The organism is Bacillus sp. FSL R5-0712 (assembly GCF_038593285.1).
GTDB lineage: Bacteria > Bacillota > Bacilli > Bacillales > Bacillaceae > Bacillus > Bacillus safensis.
The window spans coordinates 2608144-2631521 of record NZ_CP151981.1; the positions used below are offsets into that span (position 1 = coordinate 2608144).

The 23378-nt window shown below is 42.3% G+C and carries 23 protein-coding genes and 2 other annotated features; of the genes, 4 read left to right on the forward strand and 19 right to left on the reverse strand.

Annotated elements, in window-relative coordinates:
• Nucleotides 1-17: 17 nt before the first annotated feature.
• From polX to zapA, 3 genes are all read right to left on the reverse strand, one after another.
• A complete protein-coding gene (polX, locus tag NSU11_RS13345; protein ID WP_024423225.1) occupies nucleotides 18-1730 on the reverse strand; it encodes a DNA polymerase/3'-5' exonuclease PolX in 1713 nt (570 codons plus the stop codon).
• A 114-nt stretch (nucleotides 1731-1844) separates the two neighbouring features.
• On the reverse strand, nucleotides 1845-2378 hold the full coding sequence (locus tag NSU11_RS13350) for a CvpA family protein (RefSeq protein ID WP_024423226.1): 534 nt from the start codon (nucleotides 2376-2378) through the stop codon (nucleotides 1845-1847).
• Nucleotides 2379-2385: 7 nt separating this feature from the next.
• Nucleotides 2386-2643: a cell division protein ZapA gene (gene zapA / locus NSU11_RS13355; RefSeq protein WP_012010831.1), complete on the reverse strand. Its 258-nt coding sequence runs from the start codon at nucleotides 2641-2643 to the stop codon at nucleotides 2386-2388.
• 134 nt (nucleotides 2644-2777) lie between these two features.
• Between zapA and rnhC the strand changes: the two genes are divergently transcribed.
• On the forward strand, nucleotides 2778-3701 hold the full coding sequence (rnhC, locus tag NSU11_RS13360) for a ribonuclease HIII (RefSeq protein WP_024427179.1): 924 nt from the start codon (nucleotides 2778-2780) through the stop codon (nucleotides 3699-3701).
• Nucleotides 3702-3737: 36 nt separating this feature from the next.
• Here the strand turns inward: rnhC and pheT are convergent, their stop codons facing one another.
• The 3 genes from pheT to NSU11_RS13375 all read right to left on the reverse strand — a co-directional run bounded on the left by pheT (nucleotide 3738) and on the right by NSU11_RS13375 (nucleotide 8322).
• Nucleotides 3738-6152 (reverse strand): phenylalanine--tRNA ligase subunit beta, encoded by a 2415-nt coding sequence (pheT, locus tag NSU11_RS13365; protein WP_025092245.1) that lies wholly within the window; start codon nucleotides 6150-6152, stop codon nucleotides 3738-3740.
• A gap of 15 nt (nucleotides 6153-6167) precedes the next feature.
• Nucleotides 6168-7202: a phenylalanine--tRNA ligase subunit alpha gene (gene pheS / locus NSU11_RS13370; protein WP_024426124.1), complete on the reverse strand. Its 1035-nt coding sequence runs from the start codon at nucleotides 7200-7202 to the stop codon at nucleotides 6168-6170.
• A gap of 376 nt (nucleotides 7203-7578) precedes the next feature.
• Nucleotides 7579-8322 (reverse strand): RNA methyltransferase, encoded by a 744-nt coding sequence (locus tag NSU11_RS13375; protein ID WP_149126400.1) that lies wholly within the window; start codon nucleotides 8320-8322, stop codon nucleotides 7579-7581.
• 113 nt (nucleotides 8323-8435) lie between these two features.
• On the opposite strand from NSU11_RS13375, the gene sspI reads away from it, so the two are divergent.
• Nucleotides 8436-8657 (forward strand): small acid-soluble spore protein SspI, encoded by a 222-nt coding sequence (sspI, locus tag NSU11_RS13380; RefSeq protein WP_024425725.1) that lies wholly within the window; start codon nucleotides 8436-8438, stop codon nucleotides 8655-8657.
• A 43-nt stretch (nucleotides 8658-8700) separates the two neighbouring features.
• On the opposite strand, the gene cstA is transcribed toward sspI, so the two are convergent.
• Both cstA and NSU11_RS13390 read right to left on the reverse strand, forming a co-directional pair.
• Nucleotides 8701-10497 (reverse strand): carbon starvation protein CstA, encoded by a 1797-nt coding sequence (gene cstA / locus NSU11_RS13385; RefSeq protein WP_149126399.1) that lies wholly within the window; start codon nucleotides 10495-10497, stop codon nucleotides 8701-8703.
• A gap of 344 nt (nucleotides 10498-10841) precedes the next feature.
• The gene (locus NSU11_RS13390; protein ID WP_149126398.1) at nucleotides 10842-11927 is read right to left on the reverse strand and encodes a M42 family metallopeptidase; all 1086 of its coding nucleotides are present in this window, start codon (nucleotides 11925-11927) and stop codon (nucleotides 10842-10844) included.
• Nucleotides 11928-12106: 179 nt separating this feature from the next.
• Here NSU11_RS13390 and NSU11_RS13395 point away from each other — a divergent pair, with 179 nt between their 5' ends.
• Nucleotides 12107-12511, forward strand: a complete 405-nt coding sequence (locus NSU11_RS13395; RefSeq protein WP_024426127.1) for a hypothetical protein — start codon at nucleotides 12107-12109, stop codon at nucleotides 12509-12511.
• Between the two features lie 17 nt (nucleotides 12512-12528).
• Here NSU11_RS13395 and NSU11_RS13400 read toward each other — a convergent pair whose 3' ends face one another.
• The 8 genes from NSU11_RS13400 to NSU11_RS13435 all read right to left on the reverse strand — a co-directional run bounded on the left by NSU11_RS13400 (nucleotide 12529) and on the right by NSU11_RS13435 (nucleotide 18104).
• The gene (locus NSU11_RS13400) at nucleotides 12529-12795 is read right to left on the reverse strand and encodes a DUF1294 domain-containing protein (protein WP_024426128.1); all 267 of its coding nucleotides are present in this window, start codon (nucleotides 12793-12795) and stop codon (nucleotides 12529-12531) included.
• A 63-nt stretch (nucleotides 12796-12858) separates the two neighbouring features.
• Nucleotides 12859-13218 carry a 50S ribosomal protein L20 gene (gene rplT / locus NSU11_RS13405; RefSeq protein ID WP_007501659.1) on the reverse strand — a complete coding sequence of 120 codons (360 nt, stop codon included), beginning with the start codon at nucleotides 13216-13218 and terminating at the stop codon, nucleotides 12859-12861.
• Nucleotides 13219-13249: 31 nt separating this feature from the next.
• Nucleotides 13250-13450 (reverse strand): 50S ribosomal protein L35, encoded by a 201-nt coding sequence (gene rpmI / locus NSU11_RS13410; protein WP_003216324.1) that lies wholly within the window; start codon nucleotides 13448-13450, stop codon nucleotides 13250-13252.
• A 24-nt stretch (nucleotides 13451-13474) separates the two neighbouring features.
• Nucleotides 13475-13990, reverse strand: a complete 516-nt coding sequence (infC, locus tag NSU11_RS13415) for a translation initiation factor IF-3 (protein ID WP_024425720.1) — start codon at nucleotides 13988-13990, stop codon at nucleotides 13475-13477.
• Between the two features lie 71 nt (nucleotides 13991-14061).
• Nucleotides 14062-14193 (reverse strand) — a sequence feature (ribosomal protein L20 leader region).
• 128 nt (nucleotides 14194-14321) lie between these two features.
• Nucleotides 14322-15017, reverse strand: coding sequence for an antiholin-like protein LrgB (lrgB, locus tag NSU11_RS13420; protein ID WP_024425719.1), 696 nt, complete (start codon nucleotides 15015-15017; stop codon nucleotides 14322-14324).
• A gap of 14 nt (nucleotides 15018-15031) precedes the next feature.
• Complete coding sequence (gene lrgA / locus NSU11_RS13425; RefSeq protein WP_024425718.1) at nucleotides 15032-15475, reverse strand: antiholin-like murein hydrolase modulator LrgA; 444 nt, start codon at nucleotides 15473-15475, stop codon at nucleotides 15032-15034.
• Between the two features lie 137 nt (nucleotides 15476-15612).
• The gene (locus tag NSU11_RS13430) at nucleotides 15613-16350 is read right to left on the reverse strand and encodes a LytTR family transcriptional regulator DNA-binding domain-containing protein (RefSeq protein ID WP_149126397.1); all 738 of its coding nucleotides are present in this window, start codon (nucleotides 16348-16350) and stop codon (nucleotides 15613-15615) included.
• Complete coding sequence (locus NSU11_RS13435; RefSeq protein ID WP_125587147.1) at nucleotides 16347-18104, reverse strand: sensor histidine kinase; 1758 nt, start codon at nucleotides 18102-18104, stop codon at nucleotides 16347-16349. The genes NSU11_RS13430 and NSU11_RS13435 overlap by 4 nt, the downstream gene beginning before the upstream one ends.
• A 176-nt stretch (nucleotides 18105-18280) precedes the next feature.
• Here NSU11_RS13435 and NSU11_RS13440 point away from each other — a divergent pair, with 176 nt between their 5' ends.
• The gene (locus NSU11_RS13440; protein ID WP_024426132.1) at nucleotides 18281-19060 is read left to right on the forward strand and encodes an HAD family hydrolase; all 780 of its coding nucleotides are present in this window, start codon (nucleotides 18281-18283) and stop codon (nucleotides 19058-19060) included.
• A gap of 53 nt (nucleotides 19061-19113) precedes the next feature.
• On the opposite strand, the gene NSU11_RS13445 is transcribed toward NSU11_RS13440, so the two are convergent.
• The 3 genes from NSU11_RS13445 to ytxC all read right to left on the reverse strand — a co-directional run bounded on the left by NSU11_RS13445 (nucleotide 19114) and on the right by ytxC (nucleotide 23337).
• Nucleotides 19114-20034 carry a methyl-accepting chemotaxis protein gene (locus NSU11_RS13445; protein ID WP_149126396.1) on the reverse strand — a complete coding sequence of 307 codons (921 nt, stop codon included), beginning with the start codon at nucleotides 20032-20034 and terminating at the stop codon, nucleotides 19114-19116.
• A gap of 156 nt (nucleotides 20035-20190) precedes the next feature.
• The gene (gene thrS, locus NSU11_RS13450) at nucleotides 20191-22131 is read right to left on the reverse strand and encodes a threonine--tRNA ligase (RefSeq protein WP_024426134.1); all 1941 of its coding nucleotides are present in this window, start codon (nucleotides 22129-22131) and stop codon (nucleotides 20191-20193) included.
• A 45-nt stretch (nucleotides 22132-22176) separates the two neighbouring features.
• Nucleotides 22177-22424: a binding site (T-box leader), on the reverse strand.
• Nucleotides 22425-22467: 43 nt separating this feature from the next.
• A complete protein-coding gene (ytxC, locus tag NSU11_RS13455; protein WP_024425712.1) occupies nucleotides 22468-23337 on the reverse strand; it encodes a putative sporulation protein YtxC in 870 nt (289 codons plus the stop codon).
• Between the last annotated feature and the right edge of the window lie 41 nt (nucleotides 23338-23378).

Below are 23378 nucleotides of genomic sequence, written 5' to 3' on the forward strand. Positions count from 1 at the left end.
GTCCAGCCTCCTAACGACTACCTGTCACGCGTTAAAAACTTTTTGATCTCGTTTAGAGAAAAAGTATTCACGACATTTGCTTTTGGTGTCCAGCCTTTTCTTGCAGCTGTTACACCAACTTCCATATGATCCAGCATGGCGATATTGTGTGCATCTGTATTGATCATGATGTTTACACCTGCTTCGTTTGCTTTCATTAAATGCTCTGTTCTCAAATCAAGTCTTGACGGGTTGCTGTTGAGCTCTAGTGCAGTTCCCGTTTTCTTCGCAAGCTCTATAAGCTGATCTATATTTAAGGCATAGCCGTCCCGTCTGCCGATCAAACGGCCTGTTGGATGTGCAATTAAATCCACATGCTGATTCCGCAGCGCATTTTCAAGGCGCTCCATGATGACTTCCTCTGGCTGAGAAAAGCTCGAATGGATAGACGCAATCACAAAATCCATGTCTGATAAAAAGTCATCATCATAATCTAATGATCCATCCGGGAGAATATCCATTTCGACCCCTTTGAAAATGTGAAAATGCTCAAATTCTTGATTCAGCTTGTCAATTTCTTTTGCTTGCAGACGTAAACGTTCTTTTGTTAAACCGTTTGCTACTTTTAAATATTGCGAGTGGTCTGTAATCGCCATGTATTCATAGCCTTTTGCGATACAAGCCTCTGCCATTTCGCGAATAGAAAATGCGCCGTCACTCCAAGTCGAGTGCATATGAAGGTCGCCTTTAATATCTTTTAACTCTACAAATTGCATACTTTCTTTATACGTATCAATCTCCGCTCCGGTTTCACGAATTTCTGGCGGAATGAGCGGAAGTTCAAAATGCGCATAAAAAGCGGCCTCGTCTTCAAACGTTTTGACTTCTCCAGTTTCAATTGTTTCTACACCATATTCACTAATACGCTCTCCGCGTTCCTTCGCCAGCTGGCGCATGCGAATATTGTGATCTTTTGAGCCGGTGAAATGATGCAGTGTTGTGGCAAATTGATCTGTTGTCACAAGCCGGAAGTCTACACTGATCTCAAAATCAAGGGCAAGAATGACAGATACCTTCGTATCACCGCTTGCGATAACGTCTTTGACATCATCGAGTGCAACGAGCTGCTCTCTGACTTGTTCAGGATCGCTGGTTGCAATGATATAATCTAGATCTTTGACAGTTTCCCGTGCACGTCTTAAACTGCCAGCTCTTGAAAAACGAAGAATACCCTTCATCTGTTCAAGCGCATGATCAATCCGCTCTGCCACATCTAATGCAAAGCCAATTGGTAGTCGTTCTGGCTGCTTACCGGCCTCCTCAAGAGCAGCGAGAATCTTTTCTTCTGTTTTTCTACCGAAGCCTGCAAGCGCTTGTACTTTTTCCGCTTCACATGCTTCCTTTAATGACTGTGCATCATGGACTCCAAGCTCTTGATAAAGCTTAGCAATCTTCTTCCCACCAAGTCCTTGCAATTTTAAGAGCGGGACAAGTCCTTCAGGCACTTCCTTTTTTAATTGTTCGAGTGTTTCTGATTGTCCTTTTTCGATATACTCTGTGATCACAGCAAAGGTTCCTTTTCCAATGCCGGGTAATGCTAATAGATCATCTATTTGAGAAAGGCTGCGGTCGTCTTGTTCCAGTGCCGCTGCTGCTTTACGAAAGGCAGAAATTTTAAAAGGATTATCTCCTTTTAGTTCCATATATACTGCAATTGTTTCAAGAAGTTTGATAATATCTTTTTTATTCATCTCTCATCCTCCAGCCGCTTTGGCATCTTCCTATATAAATATACAAACTTTCCCTTCATCCTACAACTTTCTGTCATGGAATGAGAAAAAACTTCTCCAGGAAAGGAGAAGTTTTTAAACTCCATACGTCGACCATAGGTCTTTGACAAGACCGGACAGGTAAGGGGTGTTGTTTACGATCACATCTGCTAACATTGATTTGCTCATCATTGTTTGCAGCGCATCTACTGGAAGTAATGCAGCGACAAACAATAGAATAAACACAAATAAATAGGTTTCAAGAAATCCTAAAACACCGCCAAGCAGTTTGTTCACCTGTTTAATCACAGGTATACTTGCAATGGTTGTGAGCAATCCGCCAATGATGGCGAGCAGGATTTTGGTCAAGATAAACAGAATGATAAACGCAATGGTATTATAATAAGCTGTTTCTAGATTCCCGCTAAAGAAAGCGAGCTGCGGTTGACCGCCGCTAAAATTAGGTGCAGGAATCCACGTAAGCTGTGGTGCCAGTGACTGATAAAACATGGACGCCACTAAGATAGAAACAACAAAGCTGATCAATTTAATAAATTGAAGAATAAACCCGCGTTTTAGACCGACAAGCGTTCCCATAAGAAGCAAAAACAAAATGATGATATCGATCACGGTAATTTCATTCCTTTTCTTTTAGCTGAATCTCTAATTTTTCGTATTGCTCTTTTAATTTCAAGTAGTCGTGGACGACATTGACTGCTGTCAGTACAGCTAATTTGTTTATATCAAGGTATGGATTTTTTTCATTTATTTCTCTCATTTTATCATCAACAATTGACGCAACATGCCGCATATGCATCTTCGTTTCTTGACCGATGATCGTATAGGACTGTCCGTATATCTCAACTGTTGTTTTCGTTTTACCGCCGTCAGACAACGTTTCTCCTCCATTCCACGAGAATCCTAGTCTCTATCATAACATGTTTAGACATTGAATGGAAAGACGAGCCCTTACCTGTTATGGTACACTTTAGAAATCAATGATATCAAGGTAAAAAGGAGTTATCCACTGTGCCCCAATCCGTTTTAAAAGCAACATCAGAAGACCTCAAAAAAATGAAGAGCGCGTATGCGCACCATTTAACAGACATTTTGCCGCCAGGCGCCCTCTTTCAAGCAAAAGTCCCTGGCTGTACGATTACAGCTTATCGATCTGGGAAAGTGCTCTTTCAAGGACAAAAGGCAGAAGCTGAAGCCAGTCAATTCAGCCATTTACAAGCAGCTGATACGAAAAGTCAAAAATCACCTGCTGTCACAAAATACAGTCCGCCGCCTGGCATTGCTTCCATGTCAGTCGTCGGTTCAGATGAAGTAGGTACAGGTGATTATTTCGGACCGATCACAGTCTGTGCGGCCTATGTTGATGCCAGCCAGCTTGCTTTAATGAAAGAGCTTGGTGTAAAAGACTCAAAAGGATTAAAGGATCCGCAAATTATCAACATTGCCAAGGATCTCATCAAAACCATTCCGTTCAGCCTTCTCGTTCTTCGTAATGAAAAGTACAATACAATGCAGGAAAAGGGCATGAGTCAAGGAAAAATGAAGGCACTGCTTCATAATCAAGTCATCACCTCTGTGCTAGAAAAACTAGATGGAAAGCAGCCTGAAGCCATTTTGATTGACCAATTTGCAGAACCAGGCATTTATTTCAAGCATCTTGCTGGGAAAAGAATCATTCGGGAGCGGACGTATTTTAGTACAAAAGCAGAAGGCATCCATTTGTCAGTCGCTGCAGCTTCCATTATCGCAAGGTACGCCTTTTTAATTGAAATGGACAAATTATCACAGGCTGCAGGTTTTGACATCCCAAAAGGGGCCGGTCCTCATGTAGATAAGGCCGCCGCCAAGCTCATCAAAATGCATGGTGAAGATGCTTTACGTCAATTTACAAAGCTGCATTTTGCCAACACACAAAAAGCGAAAAAAATGCTATGAAAAAAGCTAGGGCCCATGAGGCCATAGCTTTTTTCTTTAACCGCGTAAGACGGCTTGATACGTATTTTCTAGTGCTTTCAATACTTTTGTATGAACAGCTGTGACTTCTTCCTCGGTCAACGTTTGTTCAGGGTTTAAATATTGAAGAGAGAATGCCACAGATTTTTTGCCTTCTTCCATATGTTCCCCTTCATATACATCAAATACAGATAGGTCTGTGAGTAATTGACCGCCTGCTTCATAGATCACACGCTCCAGCTGTCCGCTTGAGATATGCTGATCGACAACAAGTGCAATATCTCTTGTCACAGCAGGGAATCTCGGAATCGCTGTATATTTCATATCCTTCGTTTCAGATGTCATCACATCTGTTAAATCAAACTCGAACACATACGTTTCTTTTAAATCCAATTCTTTTTCAACGACTGGATGCAGTGCGGCAACAAAGCCAATGACTTGACCATTTAAGTGAACATCTGCTGTTCGCCCTGGGTGAAGACCCTCACGTTCTGCTTGAACATATGTGATTTGGTCTGACACACCAAGCTTTTCAAACAATCCTTCAGCAATTCCTTTCGCTACATAAAAGTCGACAGCTTTTTTCTCGCCCTGCCAAAGATTCTTATGCCATAAGCCTGTCAGCGCACCAGCGACATGTTCTTTTTCCACTGGTTTTGCCCCTTCAGCTTCTGCTAAGAACACAGAGCCCGTTTCATAAAATCCGAATGAATCAGCTTGTCTTGCCAAGTTATATGCTACAGAATCAAGTAAGTTTGGCAGAAGACTTTGTCTTAGCACACTGCGTTCCTCACTCATTGGCAGAGAAAGTCTCGTTTCATAAGCTGGATGCAGGGCAAAAGCTGTGGACTTATGCTGATTCGTCAATGAATACGTAATCGCTTGAGAAAGTCCTGCGCCCTCTAAGAAACGTCTTACCTTTCTGCGCTTTACTTGGTATGGCGTGAGACCGCCAACGGTGCCGGCTGTCGCAGGCAGTGTAGATGGAATATTATCGTAGCCGTATAATCTTGCGACTTCTTCAATGAGGTCTTCTTCAATCGTAATATCCATTCTGCGGGAAGGAACTGTTACGACAAGAACATCATTTGATTCGCCCACTGTAAAGCCTAATTTGTTGAAAATCTGAATCATATCTTCTTTTGAAATGCTCATTCCAAGCACCTTGTTCACACGCTCAGTTGATACGTGAATGACATTCATACTTGCTTCAAGGTGATTTTCCTCAACTGTACCACTTAGCACTTCACCGCCTGCATACATACTGATCAATTGAGCTGCTCTTTCTGCTGCCGGCTTCGTACGCTGCGGATCGAGCCCTTTTTCAAATCGTGTGCTTGATTCACTGCGAAGCCCTAAGTCTCTAGATGCTTGACGGACTGTTTGACCGTTGAAATATGCCGCTTCTAAAAGAATCGTCGTTGTCTCATCACGCACCTCTGATTCAAAGCCGCCCATGACGCCAGCTACCGCGTGCGCTTTCGTTCCATTCGTGATGACAAGATGCTTTGATGATAATGTACGCTCTTGCTCATCGAGTGTTTGAATGATTTCGCTGTCAGACGCTTTACGTACAACCACCTGCTTTGAACCAAAGCGGTCATAATCAAAGGCATGAAGCGGCTGGCCGTATTCAAGCAGTACAAAGTTTGTAATATCCACGACGTTGTTAATTGGACGGATGCCTGCATTCATCAATCTTGTTTGCATCCAAAGCGGTGCTGGTCCAATCTTTACATTTTTAATGATCTTCGCTGCATAAAGTGGATTCGCTTCTTGATCCTCAATTTTAACAGAAATATAGTCTGCTGCTTTTTCGGAAGAAGTGTCATGTGCTGTATCAGGAAGCTTGATGTCTCTCCCTAAAATGGCGGCAACCTCATAAGCGACACCCAGCATATTCAGGGCATCGGCACGGTTTGGTGTTAAGCCAAGCTCAAGCACCGCATCATCTAATTGAAGTGCTTGGAGGGCATCATCCCCTGGTTTCACGTCATTCGGGAAAACAAAAATCCCTTCTGCATATTCCTTTGGTACGAGCTTGCTCTCTACGCCTAATTCTTGCAGAGAACAAATCATGCCATGAGACTCTTCACCGCGCAGTTTTGCTTTTTTAATTTTAAAGTTGCCAGGAAGGACTGCACCAACCGTTGCAACGGCCACATACTGTCCTTTCTCCACATTCGGCGCCCCGCAAATAATTTGCACCGGTGCGTCTTCACCGATATCAACAAGACATTTGTTTAATTTATCCGCATTCGGATGCTGTTCACGCTCAATGACGTGTCCAACGACAACTCCTTTGATGCCTTCGCCTTTATATTCAACGGCTTCCACTTCAATTCCGCTTCTTGTGATTTTTTCTGCTAATTCAGCCGGCTTGATGCCTTCTAAATCGACATAGTCTTCTAACCATTTATATGAAACAAACATGTTGATTTCCTCCTCTTAGTCCTGCTTGAATTGCTTTGTGAATCTAATGTCATTTGTGTAGAAATGGCGAATATCATCAATGCCGTATTTCAGCATTGCAATCCGTTCCACACCCATTCCAAAAGCAAAGCCTTGGTAAGTTTCTGGATCAAATCCGCTCATTTTCAGGACATTCGGATGAACCATTCCTGCACCTAAAATCTCAATCCAGCCTGTTCCTTTACATACAGAGCAGCCCTTCCCGCCGCATTTAAAGCAAGACACATCGACTTCGACAGATGGTTCTGTGAATGGGAAAAAGCTTGGACGCAGTCTAATTTCACGATCTTCCCCAAACATTTTTCTTGCGACTGTCTCCAGCGTTCCTTTTAGATCACTCATGCTAATATTGTGATCGACGACAAGCCCTTCAATTTGCATAAATTGATGTGAATGAGTCGCGTCATCACTGTCACGTCTATATACTTTCCCAGGACAGATGATCTTCACAGGACCTTGTCCTTTATATTTCTCAAGTGTACGTGCTTGTACTGGTGATGTTTGTGTTCTCATCAGTGTATCTTCGGTAATATAGAAACTGTCCTGCATATCACGTGCCGGATGCTCCTTTGGAAGATTCAATGCTTCAAAGTTATAATAATCTGTTTCCACTTCAGGACCTTCCTCAACGGTATAGCCCATTCCGATAAATAAATCTTCAATATCTTCGACAACTATCGTTAATGGATGTCTTGCTCCCATTTTGATTGGACTTGCCGGCAAAGTAACATCGATCGTTTGAGAGGCAAGTTTTTTCTTCACTTCTTCTGCTTCCAGCTGTTCATTTTTTTCAGCAATGGCATTAGCAATCTGCTCTCTTACTTCGTTTGCGAGTGCCCCCATTTTCGGTCTTTCTTCTGCGGAAAGCTTGCCCATTCCGCGAAGTACTTCTGTAATCGGCCCTTTTTTCCCTAAGTATTGAACACGAATGTCATTAACCTCTTTGAGCGAGCTGGCTGCTTCAACCTTTGCTATCGCCTCTGTTTCAAGCTGTTTTAACGTTTCTTGCATGAGTGTGATCCTCCTTTTGATATACAAAACCGCTCGGATAAACGGCTGTTTGATCGTTTGAAGACAATAAAAAAACTCGTTCCTCCATAAAAGAAGGGACGAGTTGTGGTCGCGGTACCACCCTTGTTAAGCACAAATGCATGTGCGAATAAGCTTCATTGACATAACGGAATCAAACGAATCCGGTTCACCTTTACGCAAAACCTGCGGTCCCGGTGACAACTCCAGAGGTGAATTCTTGTTTCAGCATTCCTTAAATGCACTTTCAGTCTACGATGCATTCTCCCTAAAAGGCCGCTTCTTGAAACAATCTTCCTCTATCATGGTTTTTAAAATATTAGTTTTATTATAGTGAAAATAAACGCATGTTGCAACATTATCCACGCAAATGATAAACAAGAACAGCGGCTGCAACAGCTACATTTAATGATTCTGCCTGCCCATACATTGGTACATATAAATTTTGATCTGTCATTTGCAGAATCTCTGGATCAATACCAGCTCCTTCATTTCCAACAATTAATGCAAACGGACCTTCTACTGTTACGCTTTTATACTCTTTTGCATCTTTTAAGGCACTTCCGTATACAGGTATGCCTCGTTCTTTCAGCTCCGTGATCGCCTGTTGAAGGGTTTGCTTTAAGATAGGCAGGTGAAAATGAGACCCTTGTGCCGAACGGAGCGTTTTTCCGTTAAACGCATCAACTGTTCCTTCTCCTAAGATCACGGCATCAAGACCAGCGGCATCTGCTGTTCGAATGAGTGTGCCTAAATTCCCCGGATCCTGCACTGCGTCTAATAAAAGAAGCCGTTCAACCTTCTTTTCTTCAAAAACAGGAACTGTACAGACTGCGGCAATGTGCTGAGGCGTTTCTGTTTCTGTCATGGCAGAAAAGGCCTCTTCGCTCAGTTCATAAAGCTCAATGTCAGGCTGGATATGAGAAGGAAGCATATCGGGCGAGGTGACCATTAATTCCTTCACGATCCCGCTCTTTAATGCTTCTTCGACTAAATGTATTCCCTCCACGAGAAACAGCCCCGTTTTCGTTCGTTCTTTTTTCGTATGGAGCTTCTTCCACTGTTTAATGTTTGTGTTTTTAGCTGATTCTATATATTTCAAGCGACGTTAACTCCTTTAATTATCATGAATTTATTATATCTCATGCACACTACATAATAAACCTGTCTTTGAGACAGAATAGGGCTATTACCATCAAAAAAGGAGTGTGGGCAATGGATTTTAATTTAAGAGGCGCAGTCATTCAAAACATTACTGGCCATAATCAAGAACAGCTTGAACATACGATTTTAGATGCTATTCAAAGCGGCGAGGAAAAAATGCTGCCAGGCCTTGGCGTGTTGTTCGAAGTGCTATGGCAAGAAGCATCAGAAAACGAGAAAAATGAGATCCTTGAAACATTAGAACAAGGCTTAAAGCCTCAGCAGCAGCAATAAAAAGAAGCCGGTTTGCTTATAAAAGCAAGCCGGCCTTTTTCATTTAACCAGTGATAGGCGTTTCCATTCGAAGTGCTGGATCACGCCAGATTTCGACCCATTTTTTAATCGCAAACACAATAATCACAAAACCTAAGATTAGCATGATGATCGACAGCACCGCATTCAGCACGCTGTAACCGGATGCTTCAGGATTGAGATATACATTTGCTACCATCCAATAGCCTGCATAATTCACCGTCACATATAAGTAAGCAAGCGGAATTAAACAAGTCAGCATATATCGCCTTTTATCTGCAATTTTTAATACAACGGTTGCCCCGATGATTAACCCAACCGAGGCCATTAACTGATTTGAAACCCCAAACAGCGCCCAAATAGACCCGATGTCCCCTGAGTAAAGTAAGTATCCCCACATAAAACAAGCAAGCGCACTTGCAAACACCGAACCAGGTACCCAGTCAGTTCGTTTAAGCGGTTTATATGCTTCACCTAAGAAGTCTTGAATCAAATAGCGTGCCACACGTGTCCCCGCATCAATAGCAGTTAAAATAAAGACAGCCTCAAACATAATGACGAACTGAAAGAAGTAAGAAGCCAAATGACTAAAGAACGGAATCCCCGTAAAGATATACGCCATCCCTACCGCTAATGTTACGGCACCACCCGTTCTTCCTTCTAAGTCGAGGCCGATTTCCTTACTCAGCTGCGGAAGGTTTTCGACACTCATACCGAGAGTACGGAACACTTCTGGCGTACTGTTTATCGCAAAATAATCTCCTGGATGCAGAGCAGCAGCCGCAATTAAAGCCATAATCCCAACTAAGCATTCCACAAGCATTGCGCCAAACGCAACAGGCTTCATATCACTCCATCGGTCCAGCATCTTAGGTGTTGTCCCGGAACCAACAAATGCGTGGAAACCAGAAATAGCACCGCAAGCAATGGTAATTGAAATAAATGGCCAGACAGGACCAGCTAATACAGGTCCTCCTCCATTCACAAACTCTGTAAACGCCGGGAATTGAATAGACGGATTCACGACAAAGATTCCGGCAATCAGCGCAATGAATACACCAATTTTCATAAAACTACTTAAATAGTCCCTCGGTGCAAGCAGCAGCCAAACTGGCAGAGCCGCAGCAAAAAAGGCATAGATCGGCAGGGCAAGAGCAAGCGTTTTTGTATCAAGTGTTAAAAAATCACCTATTGCCGTTCCTTGAATATTTGGCCCAAGGAATACACCAAACATCAGCAAAATAAATCCCGCAGATGTCGCCAGCTTTAAATTGCCTGTTTTTTTATAATACAGACCAACCCCCATTGCAATCGGAATCGTGATTCCAACTGCAAATGTCCCCCAAGGGTTACGTTCTAAAGCATGAAGCACAACCATAGACAAACCTGCCATTGTGATGGTAATAATAAACAGCATCGCAAGCCCTGTACAAAACCCGGCAACAGGTCCCAGCTCTTCCTTCGCTACCTCTGATAATGATTTCCCCTTTTTTCGCATCGACGCAAATAAGACGACTAGATCATGTACAGCTCCGCCTATGACTGCACCAATTAAAAGCCAAAGGAGACCAGGTAGATATCCAAATTGAGCGGCTAAAATCGGACCCACTAACGGACCAGCTGCTGCAATCGCAGCAAAGTGATGCCCAAATGTGACCCATTTATTTGTCGGCACATAATCTTTCCCGTCCTCTAGCGTGTGAGCCGGTGTAGGATGATCATCTGTGACCTTTAATACCTTGACCATCATAAATGTGCCATAAAGACGATAGGCAATCGCTAAAATACACATAGATCCTATTACAATTGTAACCGCATTCATTTAACCATCCCCTTTGTATAAACAATTTGTTACAAATATAACATAAATTGATTGATTTTTCTTTCTTTTAAAACCAAGTTGACAAATAAGAATAATGTGTTTATTCTTAAGGTAGCTTCACCTACTTCCATAAACTCTCTTTTGACAGGGCATTCTATGGCTCTGTCCTTTTTATTGCTTTCATCTTACAAAAATAAACGCTCGATCACATGTGCCTTATTCACTAGGAAACACTCTCTTCTTTTACCAAAAACAGTTCTTTTGGCTCAACTTGAACACCGTTCATTTCCTGGGAAATTCAATAAAAAAAGCCTTTCCCCTGTACTGAGGAAAGGCATTCTTACTTAAGAACCGTACGTAATCTGTTCAACGGTTTTTTGATCAAGTCTTTTGATCACTTCTGTTAAAAGCTTCACTGCATTTTCATAATCATCTCGGTGAATCATTGCAGCATGGGTATGAATATATCTGCTCGGAATCCCGATAGATAGTGATGGAACTCCATGACCTGTTAAATGAATACCGCCAGCATCTGTCCCACCGCCAGGCATTGAGTCATATTGATAAGGAATGTTCAGCTCATCAGCTGTTTGGACAACAAAATCACGAAGTCCTTTATGAGAGACCATTGAAGCATCAAATACAACAATCGTTGGGCCTTTGCCAAGTTTGCTAGTTGCTTCTTTCTCAGTGATGCCTGGTGTATCTCCTGCTACACCTACATCAATGGCAAATCCAATATCGGGCTGAATTGTAGCCGCTGCTGTTTTGGCTCCGCGCAGGCCTACTTCCTCTTGGACAGTTGCGACGCTGTAAGCAATATTCTCATGCTGAGCATTGTGTAAGTTTTTCATGACATCAATGGCCACTGCACAGCCAATGCGGTTGTCCCATGCTTTTGCAAGGAGCATTTTTTCATCATTCATGACTGTAAACTCAAAGTAAGGAACGATTTGATCTCCAGGCAGCACGCCCCACTCCATTGCCTGTTCTTTGCTTGACGCCCCAATATCAATAAACATATCCGTAATCTCAATTGACTTTTTACGAGCTTCAGGTGACAAGACGTGTGGTGGCTTTGAACCAATTACCCCTGTGATCTCTCCCTTTTTCGTCACAATGGTGACACGCTGGGCGAGCATGACTTGTGACCACCAGCCGCCGACTGTTTGAAAACGAATGTAGCCTTTGTCATCAATTTTTGTCACCATGAATCCTACTTCATCTAAGTGACCAGCGAGCATAATTTTAGGTCCGTTTGCGTTTCCTTCCTTTTTAGCGATCAAGCTGCCAAGGCGGTCTGTAGAGACTTCATCTGCATATGATTCTATGTATGTCTGCATGACTTTTTTGACATCACGTTCATTTCCTGGAATCCCTTTTGCATCCGTTAGGTCTTTCAGCATAGTTAATGTTTGATCGAGCTTCATTCCATTTATCCTCCTTTATCTTCATGGTGCATTCTTATTATACAAAACCTCTTTCGTTCAATACGATCTTTTTATGAATATTTTTTCGTTTTACGAAATATTTTTTTAAAAAAAGTTGAAACCTTTTGGCGTTTTCATTCGTAGTACATCAGATAACGGTATTGGAGGTGCATCCTGTCATGTTTGTAATCCTCATGAGACTAGCTCTTGTTGCACTGCTTGTCTACATCTTCTACATGGCGGTAAAATTCTTCTCAAATCCGAGAAGAAAGCTGAAACAAGCACAATTAAAAGAAGGCTTTTATTTTATGGACGAACAGCAAAATGCGCGCAAAAATTTTAATTTCGTCTATAAAGGTGTCTTGTTTGAAGGGGAGAAGCATGTTCCTTCTAAGGATCATCCTCTGTTTGTCCACTCCATTTACGTTTGGACGGAGTCACCTGAGAAGCTGAGTGAATTTACATTAGAAGACTTTGAAAAACTGGAGGAAAACATTATCGAGCGTTATCCTCAAACAAAAATTGATTGGGATCAGCCTATTAAAAAAATCAAACAAAAAAAAGGAGCAGACACGCCGTCCTAATGGCGTCTGCTCCTTTTTCAAATAACTTGGATATATCCCAATAGAATCAACTGCAAAATAATTAATACAGGCATGCCGATTTGAAAGGCAGGATGCTTTGTTTTATGCCGGAAATACTGCATTCCTAGATACGATCCGGCAGCGCCAAAAAGAACCGCAGCACTCCATAAATGCGCCTCTGAAATTCTCCATTTATGTGCTTTGGCCCGGCGTTTGTCCTCACCCATGAGAAAAAAGCCGTAGCCATTCACTAAAATAAGCAGCAGGATCAAAGCCATATTCATTCATTTCACCTCACATGATGAGAAAAAAAGATCACCCCTCGAAGGAATGATCTTTTATAAAACTTACTTGTCTAGTTGTGCTTTTGCAGCATCAGCAAGCTGATTGAATGCATTTAGGTCATTCACAGCAAGGTCAGCAAGCATTTTGCGGTTTACTTCGATACCAGAAAGCTTTAAGCCATGCATTAAACGGCTGTAAGAAAGACCGTTCATACGAGCTGCAGCGTTGATACGAGTGATCCATAGTTTACGGAAGTCACGTTTTTTCTGACGACGGTCACGGAAAGCGTAGTTTCCAGATTTCATCACCTGTTGGTTTGCTACTTTGTATAATCTATGTTTTGAACCGAAATAACCTTTTGCTAATTTAAGAACCTTTTTACGACGCTGACGCGACACAGTTCCGCCTTTTACTCTTGGCATTGTAATTCCCTCCTATGATTCCTATTCCAAATTACTTGATGTTTGCAAGTTGTTGTTTGATACGTTTGAAATCTCCAGCACTTACGATTGCGCTCTTACGCAATTTACGTTTTTGCTTTGTAGATTTGTTAGCGAACAAGTGACTTGTGTACGCATGAGAACGTTTAAGTTTACCAGAACCTGTTTTTTTGAAACGTTTAGCAGATCCGCGGTGAGTTTTCATTTTTGGCATTGGATGTTTCCTCCCTCTGTTACTTTACTTTTCGACTTTTGGTGCAAGCATGAGGAACATGCTGCGTCCGTCCATCTTAGGTTTTGTTTCTACTGTTGCTACTTCAGCGCAAGCTTCAGAGAAACGGTCTAACACGCGCTGTCCGATTTCTTTATGCGTAATCGCACGGCCTTTAAAGCGGATAGAAGCTTTCACTTTATCTCCCTTTTCAAGGAATTTGATTGCATTACGGAGCTTCGTGTTAAAATCATGTTCATCGATTGTCGGGCTCAACCGAACTTCTTTTAAGCTAATGATTTTTTGATTCTTACGTGCCTCTTTTTCCTTCTTCTGCTGTTCGAATCGGAACTTACCATAGTCCATGATTCGGCAAACAGGTGGTTTTGCATTTGCAGCAACTAACACAAGGTCAAGATTAGCTTTAGCAGCAATTTCCAGAGCTTCCTGGCGGGTTTTAATCCCAAGCTGATCGCCATTTTGTCCGATCAAACGAACTTCACGCGCACGAATACCTTCATTAACTAATTGATCTTTGCTAATAGTGAGCCACCTCCATGAGATTTTGAATTGAGTTCACAATTCATTTTGACCATTTCGTTGTATGTTTTACAGGCAAACAAAAAGTGTGGGCATATAAAACACCCACACTGCGAACATTTGCATGAAAAAATAAATGTACGGTCAACCTGTCAACTACAAACATGTGTCAATCAGGTGAGAAGCGGGTGCTTCTGCTTGTGATATCTATTCAATTCGTTAACTATTCTACACAATTTTCATTTGTCCGTCAAGTAACCGAACTCTTGAAACAACTTTTTCAGTTTAACATGATGAGACGAATTGGGCAAGACTTTTTCACACCATGACGGCATCAAAGAATCAACTGCATAAAGATTGGGATGACGATAACGGTCACAACTCCTACGACTACAACGGCGATACTTGCCATCGCTGCTTCTACTTCTCCCATCTCAATTCCAACAGAAACCCCAAGCGCATGTCCTGAAGTACCAAGTGCAAGACCTTTTGCCACTGGGTTTTTAATGCGAAACAATTTTAAGAAGAAAGCACCTAGTGCATAGACAATGACTGCGTTAAATATGACCGCAAAGGCTGTGATATCTGCGATTCCGCCAATATCCTTTGCAATTGGAAGAGCAATCGCTGTTGTCGCTGCTTGTGGAAGCATGCTTTTCATCACAGCCGCATCTAAATGAATTCCTTTTGCTACGAGATATACGATCGTAATGGAACAAAGTGAACCTACAAAAATAGCAGATAAAATTTGCCACCAATATTTTTTAAGCAAGGCTCTCTGCTTATAAAGCGGGATAGCGAAAGCAATCGTTGCAGGCTCTAAGAAAAATTTGATAATCTTGCCGCCCTCATTATAATCTGCGTAGGAAAAACCGCCAACTTTCAAAAATAAAATGCCTAGTACCATCGCCACAAACAGCGGGGTGAACAAGAAGAAGCCTTTTGATTTTTTAAATAAGAATGTCCCTATTCCAAAAGCGACCAATGAGACGACAATGCCAAAATAAGGGCTCATCGTACTTGTACCCATTTTGCATCTCTCCTTTAATGCGTACTTGAAGCTGGTTTATTTGAATGAGAAGGAGCAGATTTACTCTCCTTTGTCTCTTTACGTTTCTGCGGTCTTTCTGATAATTGCATGAGAAGCTGCGAAAACAGCCCTGTCGCTGCAAGTAGCATAATGGTTGCAATGATAATGACACCGACGACTTGCACACCTACTTCTTGCATGACACCTAATGATTGAATAACGGAGATCCCAGAGGGAACAAATAGAAAGCTAATGAGTCCTGTCAATGATGTACCTAATTGCTCCACCTGCTCTAGTTTGACGATTTTCGTTGTTAACAAAACAAATAATAGAACCAAACCAATGACGGATGCGGGCATCGGAATCGGTAAATACATTGAAATGAGATTAGAAACGAACATTACGGTTGCAAAAATAAATGCTTGAGATAGAAATCCATATACTTTCGTGGCACTCATGCCCCTTCACCTCTTTCTTCGACTGCCCTCAGTATAAGGCATGAAATAAATGAATGAAGCGTTTACAATAAAACTCGCTAGATTCAATGACTGAAATGCAAAAAACGAGTATTGAAATACAAACAAAAAAAGCCCTCCTACTCTAGCAGGAGCGACTTCTTTAATTCTTTCGCATATGTACGGCTGACAGGAATGATGGACCCGTCTGTCATATGCAGATTATACGTCGAATTAAACCACGGCTGTACTTCTTTCATATGAGAGGTATTCACGATATAGCTGCGATGAACCCTCATAAAGTAAGCCTCAGGAAGTTTCTTTTCAATGACCACAAGCGGTTCTGAGACCTCATACATGTGATTTTTTGTTTTCACGACCTTTTTCCCCTCGATGAGTCCTACATACATGATCTCTTCAACTTGCAGGATCACAATTGAGTCATCGACTGAGATGGCCAATTTTTGCTGGTGGGGCGCTTTCTCATCTGACAGCTGGTGCTCTTGCGTCTCAATGGATTTCCATTTTTTAAACTTCTGGATGGTCTGCAAAAGCCGCTCTTCATCAAATGGTTTTGTTAAGTAATCAAGCGCACTTACCTCAAACGCCTTCAGCGCATATTGATCAAAGGCTGTCGCAAATACAACCGCTGGCGGATCAGACATCCGGTTGAGCCTTTTGGCAATATCAAATCCGTTCTCACCAGATAAATCAATGTCTAAAAAGAGCAGATCCGGCTTATGGTCGACCATCCGGTCAAAAGCAGATTCTATATTTTCTGCTTCCTCTATTTGAACATCCTCTTTCGTTCTTCGTAATAAGTATTTTAATTCATCTCTTGCTAACACTTCATCATCTACGATTAATACTTTCATCAACGAGAATCATCCTTTTTTACATAGTCCATCGGAATGCGAAATGAGATGTCAGTGCCTTGGTCACTATGAATGGATAAAGCGGCTTGTCTGCCAAAAATTCCTCTTAACCGCTGATCTAAATTAAAAAGGGCTGTCCCTGTTCCTTCTAGTGATTTGACAGGCGCTTTTAATAGCTGAGCCATCTTATCATCTTCAATCCCCTGTCCATTATCTGTCACTTTCATATAAACATGCCCATCTTTCATCAAAGCGGATACGATGACTTCACAATTCGTTTGATGTTTAGGAAAAGCATGTCTCACTGCGTTTTCAACAAGCACCTGAAGCACAAAGGGCGGAATCATCACCTGCTCCAGCTCCTTTTCAATTTGAAAGGTCACATGGTACTTATTTGGAAACCTTGCTTGTTCGAGTGATAAATATGCCTCCACATGCTGAATCTCTTTATGCATTGGAATCAGCAGCTGGCGGGCACCTTGCATATTTGAACGAAAATAAATACTTAGCTGCAGCAGCAGCTTCCTTGCCATCTCCACATTGGTTCTGCATAAAACAGAGATGGTATTAATGGCGTTAAATAAAAAGTGCGGGTTCACTTGTGCTTGAAGTGCTTTGATCTCTGCATCTTTTAGCAGGCGGCTTTGGGTTTCCGCCTCCCCAAGCTCAAGCTGTGTGGAAAACAGCATCGCCAAACCTTCTGCAAGCTCCTCTTCCACCCTGCTTAATCCGACCGGAGAATTGAAATACATTTTTAACGTTCCAATCGTTTGACCGTTAGAAGTGAGCGGCAGCACGATTGCGGCTTCAAGAGGGCAATGGGCGACTGAACAATTGATTTCGTCCTTCGAATGTGCCTTCATAATCTTGCCGCTCATCAATACTTGTTTCGACAGCCCCGTAATCAAGCTTTTAGATGGAATATGATGATCTGTTCCATCTCCGACATGCGCTAAAATCTTTTCTGTGTCTGTTAAGGAGACCGCATCTGTTTCAGTCAACCGATGAATGATCTCCGCCACACTTTTACATGACTGTTCATTTAACCCTTGGCGGAAAAAAGGCAGTGTTTGATCGGCGATCGAAAATACTCGATGTGTCTGCATCGCTTTTGCCTGCTCTTCTTGCCGAATGACTGACTGTAAAATAGATAAAAAGATAAAGCTGCCGATTCCATTCACAAAGATCATCGGCAAAGCGATGATACTGACAAGCCCCCATGCATCCGCAAATGGCTTTGCAAACAGAAGGATAATGATCATCTGTAATGATTCCATCGCTACACCAAAAAGAGCTGCTTGGCGAGGTGTGACCATTCGATTCCTCCGCTTAAATCTGCTGCCGACATAGCCTGCAATGACACCGGCTAAAATGGAAGAAATCGCACAGCTGAGCGCGGTGCTTCCCCCTAGGGTATAGCGATGGATTCCAGCTAAAAGCCCTGCACCAATCCCTACAAACGGCCCCCCGATCAAGCCACCCATTTCGATCCCCATAATTCTCGTATTGGCGATAGAGCTGGACGAGCCAAGATGATAAGAAAACTCATGATTCATGACAATTTGCTGCTGGATTTCAATTCCTGTGTAATTGCTGATAATACTAAAAGAAGCAAAAATGAAGACTAGGATTGCCTTTTTCCTAAATCCTTGATTATGTAGCAATAGATTGCGAAAGCCCTTCACATGGGCAAGCACAAATCCTAAAATAACGATGATCCCCACACGCTCGATCATCATGATAATTAAATGAAGCAAACCGGCCACCTCAAATGATGTATGTCATATCTATTGTCTTTCTATTCTATCATGTGCGGTCAATGATCAAATATCTCTCAAATCTTTTCTTTATTGCCCTCTTCTTCTATTGTAAAATGAACATGAGCCTGTCACTTGCAATTGAAGGTAACACATACATAACAAGGGAGAAGATCATGAAAGCCGTATTTTTCGATTTAGATGATACTTTGCTTTGGGATGAAAAAAGCATTCATACAACTTTTCAAGAAACTTGCCGGGAAGCGGAAAAGAAATATGGACTTGATCCAGAATCGTTTGAACAGATTGTACGTGAAGAAGCAAGAAAGCTGTACTCTTCCTATGAAACATATGATTATACTGTCATGATCGGCATTAATCCTTTCGAAGGACTGTGGTCGAATTTTAGTGAACCGATTAGCGAAGGCTTTCAAAAGCTGAACGCCATTGCACCAGAGTATCGTAAAAACGCTTGGACCAACGGCTTAAAGACAGCGGGAATTGACGATGAGGCATTTGGACAATATTTGGCTGATTTCTTTGCAGCAGAACGCAGAAAACGCCCATATGTCTATGAAGAAACATACCCTGTTTTAAACCGCCTGAAAGGCAGCTACGAATTGCTCCTTTTAACAAACGGAGATCCTAGCCTTCAAAAGGAGAAACTGGCAGGTGTTCCTGAGCTTGCACCTTATTTTAACGAAATCGTGATTTCAGGAGATTACGGGAAAGGCAAACCTGACCCGGGTATCTTTGAGCACTGCCTTCAGCTGTTAAACCTAACAAAAGACGAAGTGATCATGGTTGGAGATAATCCGAAAACAGATATTCTCGGCGCATCTCGCGTTGGCATCCAAACCGTTTGGATCAATCGCCATGGCAAGAAAAATGAAACAGATGTGACGCCTGATTATGAAATCAAAGACTTACATGAATTGTTTGATATATTAAAATAGAACAAAAAAACACCCTTCTCCTGACGAGATTGGGTGTTTTTGTATTTTTAGAGCTATATGATTGCCGCTAGACTTTGCGCTTGCCGGTCTAAGCCGCGTGCTGCTTCTCCTACAACGATGAATTCCTCACTTGCCTGCTTTACAAGATCCCGGTTTGTAAACACGGTTGTCTTTGCCCGGCTTGTGCCGCTGCTGACTTTCTCTACTTCTGCATGGATCGCCTTCACATATTGATCTACCTTGACGATCGCTTCTTTTGAATTTGTCGCAAGCTTTCGAATCTCTGCTGCCACTACACTAAAGCCATTTCCATAGGAACCCGCATGTGCCGCTTCTATTGCTGCATTTAAGGCGAGCAGCTGGGTTTGTGAAGAAATGCTGTTGATGGTTGCCGCAATGGAGCTGATGGACTCTACCTGCTCCGTTAATCCTTTTAACAAGCTCATATTTTGATCGGTTTCGTTTGCTATATGATCAAAGGAGGCATTGACACTTTGACTATGCTGAATGCCAACTTCTGCTCGTTCCATTAATTTCGCAGACATCTCCTTTAGGTCTTCTACGACTTGCTTCATTGTATGTTCTCTCTTCGTAATATCTGTTGCCACTTTCACAACACCCACTACAGTTCCTTCTTCATCTTGAACAGGTGAATATGTTGCTTCAAGCCATAAGCTGCTGCCATTTTTTGTGATCCGCTGCACTTTTTCCTGAAAGACTTGACCTTCTCTCAAACGCTTCCAAAACATGTGATAGCTCGTGTGTTCTATAATATGTGGAGGACAGAACTGTCTATGTTTAAGACCGATCATCTCTTCTTTAGAATATCCCATGGCTTTTGCAAAAATATCGTTCACCCATAGAACTTCACCTGTCACATTAAATTCAATCATTGCCAGCGAGTGCTCTAATGCACGAAGAACAGCTGATTGCTCCAATACATGTGACGAAAAATTGTTTGTTGTTTGCATCATCGCTTTCATTCCCCCAATTTGTCTCGAACCAATAGTACATACTTACCCTTACTTTTGTACTATCTAAACGTCTCTTTTTAGGAATTGGATCACTAGTGGAGATGTTCTCCAAAAAGAAAAAGCCAGTGATCTAAAGAGAATCACTGGCTGTGCTTATTATTTCTTTGCTTCTGCTACTGCATGTTTCACAAAGGCTTCAAGATCCATTGTTTCTGAATCTTGTTCCCCGTATTTTCTTACATTGACAGCGCCATTTTCTGCTTCTTGATCTCCGACGACAAGCATGTACGGAATCTTTTGCATTTGCGCTTCTCTAATTTTGTACCCAATTTTTTCATCGCGGCTGTCAAGCTCTACACGAAGACCTTCAAGCTGCAAACGTTCTTGTACTTTTTTCGCATAGTCTAAATGAACAGACGGTGAAACTGGGATGACTTGGAATTGTACAGGTGCCAGCCATGTTGGAAGGGCTCCTTTGTATTCTTCAATTAAGAAGGCAACGAAGCGTTCCATTGTAGAAACAACGCCTCTATGAATCACGACTGGACGATGGTGCTTTCCATCTTCTCCGATATATGTGAGATCAAAGCGTTCTGGAAGTAAGAAATCAAGCTGTACAGTGGATAATGTCTCTTCTTTTCCAAGAGCTGTCTTCACTTGTACATCAAGCTTCGGCCCATAAAATGCCGCTTCGCCTTCTGCTTCATAGTAGTCGTGACCAAGCTCGTCCATTGCATCCTTCAGCATCGATTGTGCTTTATTCCACATCGCATCGTCATCGAAATACTTCTCAGTATCTTCTGGATCACGATAAGACAAGCGGAATGTGTAGTCATTCAAGCCAAAGTCTTGATACACTTCTTCAATTAAACGAACTGTACGGATGAACTCGTCTTTGATTTGATCTGGACGAACAAAGATGTGTGCATCGTTTAATGTCATACCGCGAACACGCTGAAGGCCGGATAAGGCACCTGACATTTCATAGCGGTGCATTGTACCAAGCTCTGCAATACGAATTGGCAATTCGCGATAGCTGTGCGGCTCGTTTTTGTAAATCATCATATGGTGCGGACAGTTCATCGGACGAAGAACAAGATCTTCGTTGTCCATTTCCATTACCGGGAACATGTCTTCTTGATAATGCGCCCAGTGTCCTGATGTTTTATACAATTCAACACTTGCAAGAACTGGTGTGTACACATGTTCATAGCCAAGACGCACTTCTTTATCGACAATGTAACGCTCAATGACGCGGCGGATTGTAGCGCCTTTTGGCAGCCAAAGCGGAAGTCCTTGACCAACCTTTTGGGAATTCGCAAACAGTTTCAGCTCTTTTCCAAGCTTACGGTGATCGCGTTCTTTCGCTTCTTCCAGCAGACGTAAGTGTTCATTTAAATCTTCTTTGCTGAAGAAAGCTGTTCCGTAAATACGCTGAAGCATTTGGTTGTTACTGTCACCTCTCCAGTATGCACCGGCAAGGCTTAACAGTTTAAATTCTTTGATTTTCCCTGTAGACGGCAAGTGAATCCCGCGGCAGAGGTCAAAGAATTCACCCTGCTCATAAATCGTCACAGCTTCACCTTCTGGAATCGCCTCTAACAGCTCAAGCTTCAATTCATCACCAATCGCTTCAAAGCGCTTTTTCGCTTCTTCTCTTGATACTTCAATTCGCTCAATTGGCAAATTGCTGTTAATGATTTTCTTCATTTCTTTTTCAATCTTTGGTAAGTCTTCAGGTGTGATGGCAACATCGATGTCTACATCGTAGTAGAAGCCATTTTCGATGACAGGACCTACGCCAAACTGAACGTGATGCTCTTTTCCATACAGACGTTTGATCGCCTGCGCTAGCAAATGAGCTGTGCTGTGGCGCATAATGTCGAGTGCTTCTTCACTTTTATCTGTGATGATCTCGATTGTTCCACTTTCTAATAGCGGCGTACGCAGATCTATTTCTTTACCGTTCAATTTACCGGCAAGTGCTTTTTTCTTTAGGCCCGGGCTAATTGATGCCGCGATGTCTTCTGTTGTAGCTGTTTTGTCAAACTCCTTGACTGCTCCATCTGGAAATGTAAGTTGAATTTGTTCTGACATCTCTGGTCACTCCTTTTTTTGGCAATATAAAAACCCCGCCCCCTGGAAAGGGACGAGGTTGAATAAACGGAATCGTGGTTCCACCCTTTTTCCCGTATTTGCAGCTTGCTTTTTCATAAGCAAATACGGCTTGCGGTTCGATAACGGGAATTCCCGTCAGCCATTACTAAAAAGTTCACAGCTGATGTTCAAAGGTGGTAAAGCAAATGGTCCTCTGCTAGGAAGCTTTCAGCCGCGGCTTCCCTCTCTTTAAGCGGGTGTTCATTTGTTCATGTCCTTATCAATACGGTCTCTGTATGAAGTTACACCGTATTATAAAACGTTTTTTCGTGAAAATCAAGAAAGCTTTTCACTTTTCTTGTTGAAATGAGCATGTACAAATTGAACATTCTGCTCTTGGAATGAATGAGACGGGAACACCTCGACCCTTTCTTGAAAAATATTTTGAATGGTTTGCACCATCGAGTGACCTGTATCATTTGTAAATAGGTCAATTTTTTGCGGTGCAATGGAGACAAGCGGTGCAATCAGCTGCGAATCAATATACATTGGATGCTCTCTTACAAACTGTCTGTCTATGTATTGTTTTTGATCACGCTCAGAAGCGTAGCGAAATTCCCAAATCACCAGGCGGTCCTGATGCACAACATGTACTTTTTCGAGCCTAGGCTCTCTTGCCATCACATAGTCTCGAAGCGATTGAATGAAATTTTGATACTCTTGCTCCATTTTGTATTCTTCAATGGACACTTCAACATAGTTCTTCAGCCTTCGGTCATACTCTGACAGTCTAAATGTCATAAATGAACCAATTGAAAAAACGCCTTGCTGTAAAGAAATCGCCTCAAGCTCCTTTTTTAAAAGGGCTTCTCTTGACGGGTCTTGCTGAATGCCGGGAATATCATCTAAATCCCCGTTCATGATACTGTGTGCGATGGAAAGAATTTGGTGCTGCTCTTCAGGATCTTTAAACAAATAGGTGTTTTCAAGGATGCTGCGCATGCGCTCATTTTCTTTGCATTCCAAAAAAAAGTGAACCAATAATGGCCGCACAATGTGCTCAAGTGCTTCTTCGGATTCCTTCGCCTCTATGAGAAGCCGGTCTTTCCCTTGTTGAATTGACATGTGATGCCGACTGTCTAAGTGTTCAGCAAGATGTAAAAAAGCGGCGGTATCATATTCATCTTCAAAGATTATTTCAAGCATGTTTGTCCCCCCTAACGACATCTGTTACATATATATGGGCG

What these genes read in the sequence shown, in the direction of transcription:
- polX (WP_024423225.1), bottom strand. Translation starts at nt 1,730, where the DNA reads ATGAATAAAAAAGATATTATCAAACTTCTTGAAACAATTGCAGTATAT.
- pheT (WP_025092245.1), bottom strand. Translation starts at nt 6,152, where the DNA reads ATGTTTGTTTCATATAAATGGTTAGAAGACTATGTCGATTTAGAAGGC.
- pheS (WP_024426124.1), bottom strand. Translation starts at nt 7,202, where the DNA reads ATGCAAGAAACGTTAAAACAGCTTGAAACAGAGGCGATAGCAAAGGTT.
- sspI (WP_024425725.1), top strand. Translation starts at nt 8,436, where the DNA reads ATGGATTTTAATTTAAGAGGCGCAGTCATTCAAAACATTACTGGCCAT.
- cstA (WP_149126399.1), bottom strand. Translation starts at nt 10,497, where the DNA reads ATGAATGCGGTTACAATTGTAATAGGATCTATGTGTATTTTAGCGATT.
- NSU11_RS13390 (WP_149126398.1), bottom strand. Translation starts at nt 11,927, where the DNA reads ATGAAGCTCGATCAAACATTAACTATGCTGAAAGACCTAACGGATGCA.
- NSU11_RS13395 (WP_024426127.1), top strand. Translation starts at nt 12,107, where the DNA reads ATGTTTGTAATCCTCATGAGACTAGCTCTTGTTGCACTGCTTGTCTAC.
- NSU11_RS13400 (WP_024426128.1), bottom strand. Translation starts at nt 12,795, where the DNA reads ATGAATATGGCTTTGATCCTGCTGCTTATTTTAGTGAATGGCTACGGC.
- rplT (WP_007501659.1), bottom strand. Translation starts at nt 13,218, where the DNA reads ATGCCAAGAGTAAAAGGCGGAACTGTGTCGCGTCAGCGTCGTAAAAAG.
- rpmI (WP_003216324.1), bottom strand. Translation starts at nt 13,450, where the DNA reads ATGCCAAAAATGAAAACTCACCGCGGATCTGCTAAACGTTTCAAAAAA.
- lrgB (WP_024425719.1), bottom strand. Translation starts at nt 15,017, where the DNA reads ATGGGTACAAGTACGATGAGCCCTTATTTTGGCATTGTCGTCTCATTG.
- lrgA (WP_024425718.1), bottom strand. Translation starts at nt 15,475, where the DNA reads ATGAGTGCCACGAAAGTATATGGATTTCTATCTCAAGCATTTATTTTT.
- NSU11_RS13440 (WP_024426132.1), top strand. Translation starts at nt 18,281, where the DNA reads ATGAAAGCCGTATTTTTCGATTTAGATGATACTTTGCTTTGGGATGAA.
- NSU11_RS13445 (WP_149126396.1), bottom strand. Translation starts at nt 20,034, where the DNA reads ATGATGCAAACAACAAACAATTTTTCGTCACATGTATTGGAGCAATCA.
- thrS (WP_024426134.1), bottom strand. Translation starts at nt 22,131, where the DNA reads ATGTCAGAACAAATTCAACTTACATTTCCAGATGGAGCAGTCAAGGAG.
- ytxC (WP_024425712.1), bottom strand. Translation starts at nt 23,337, where the DNA reads ATGCTTGAAATAATCTTTGAAGATGAATATGATACCGCCGCTTTTTTA.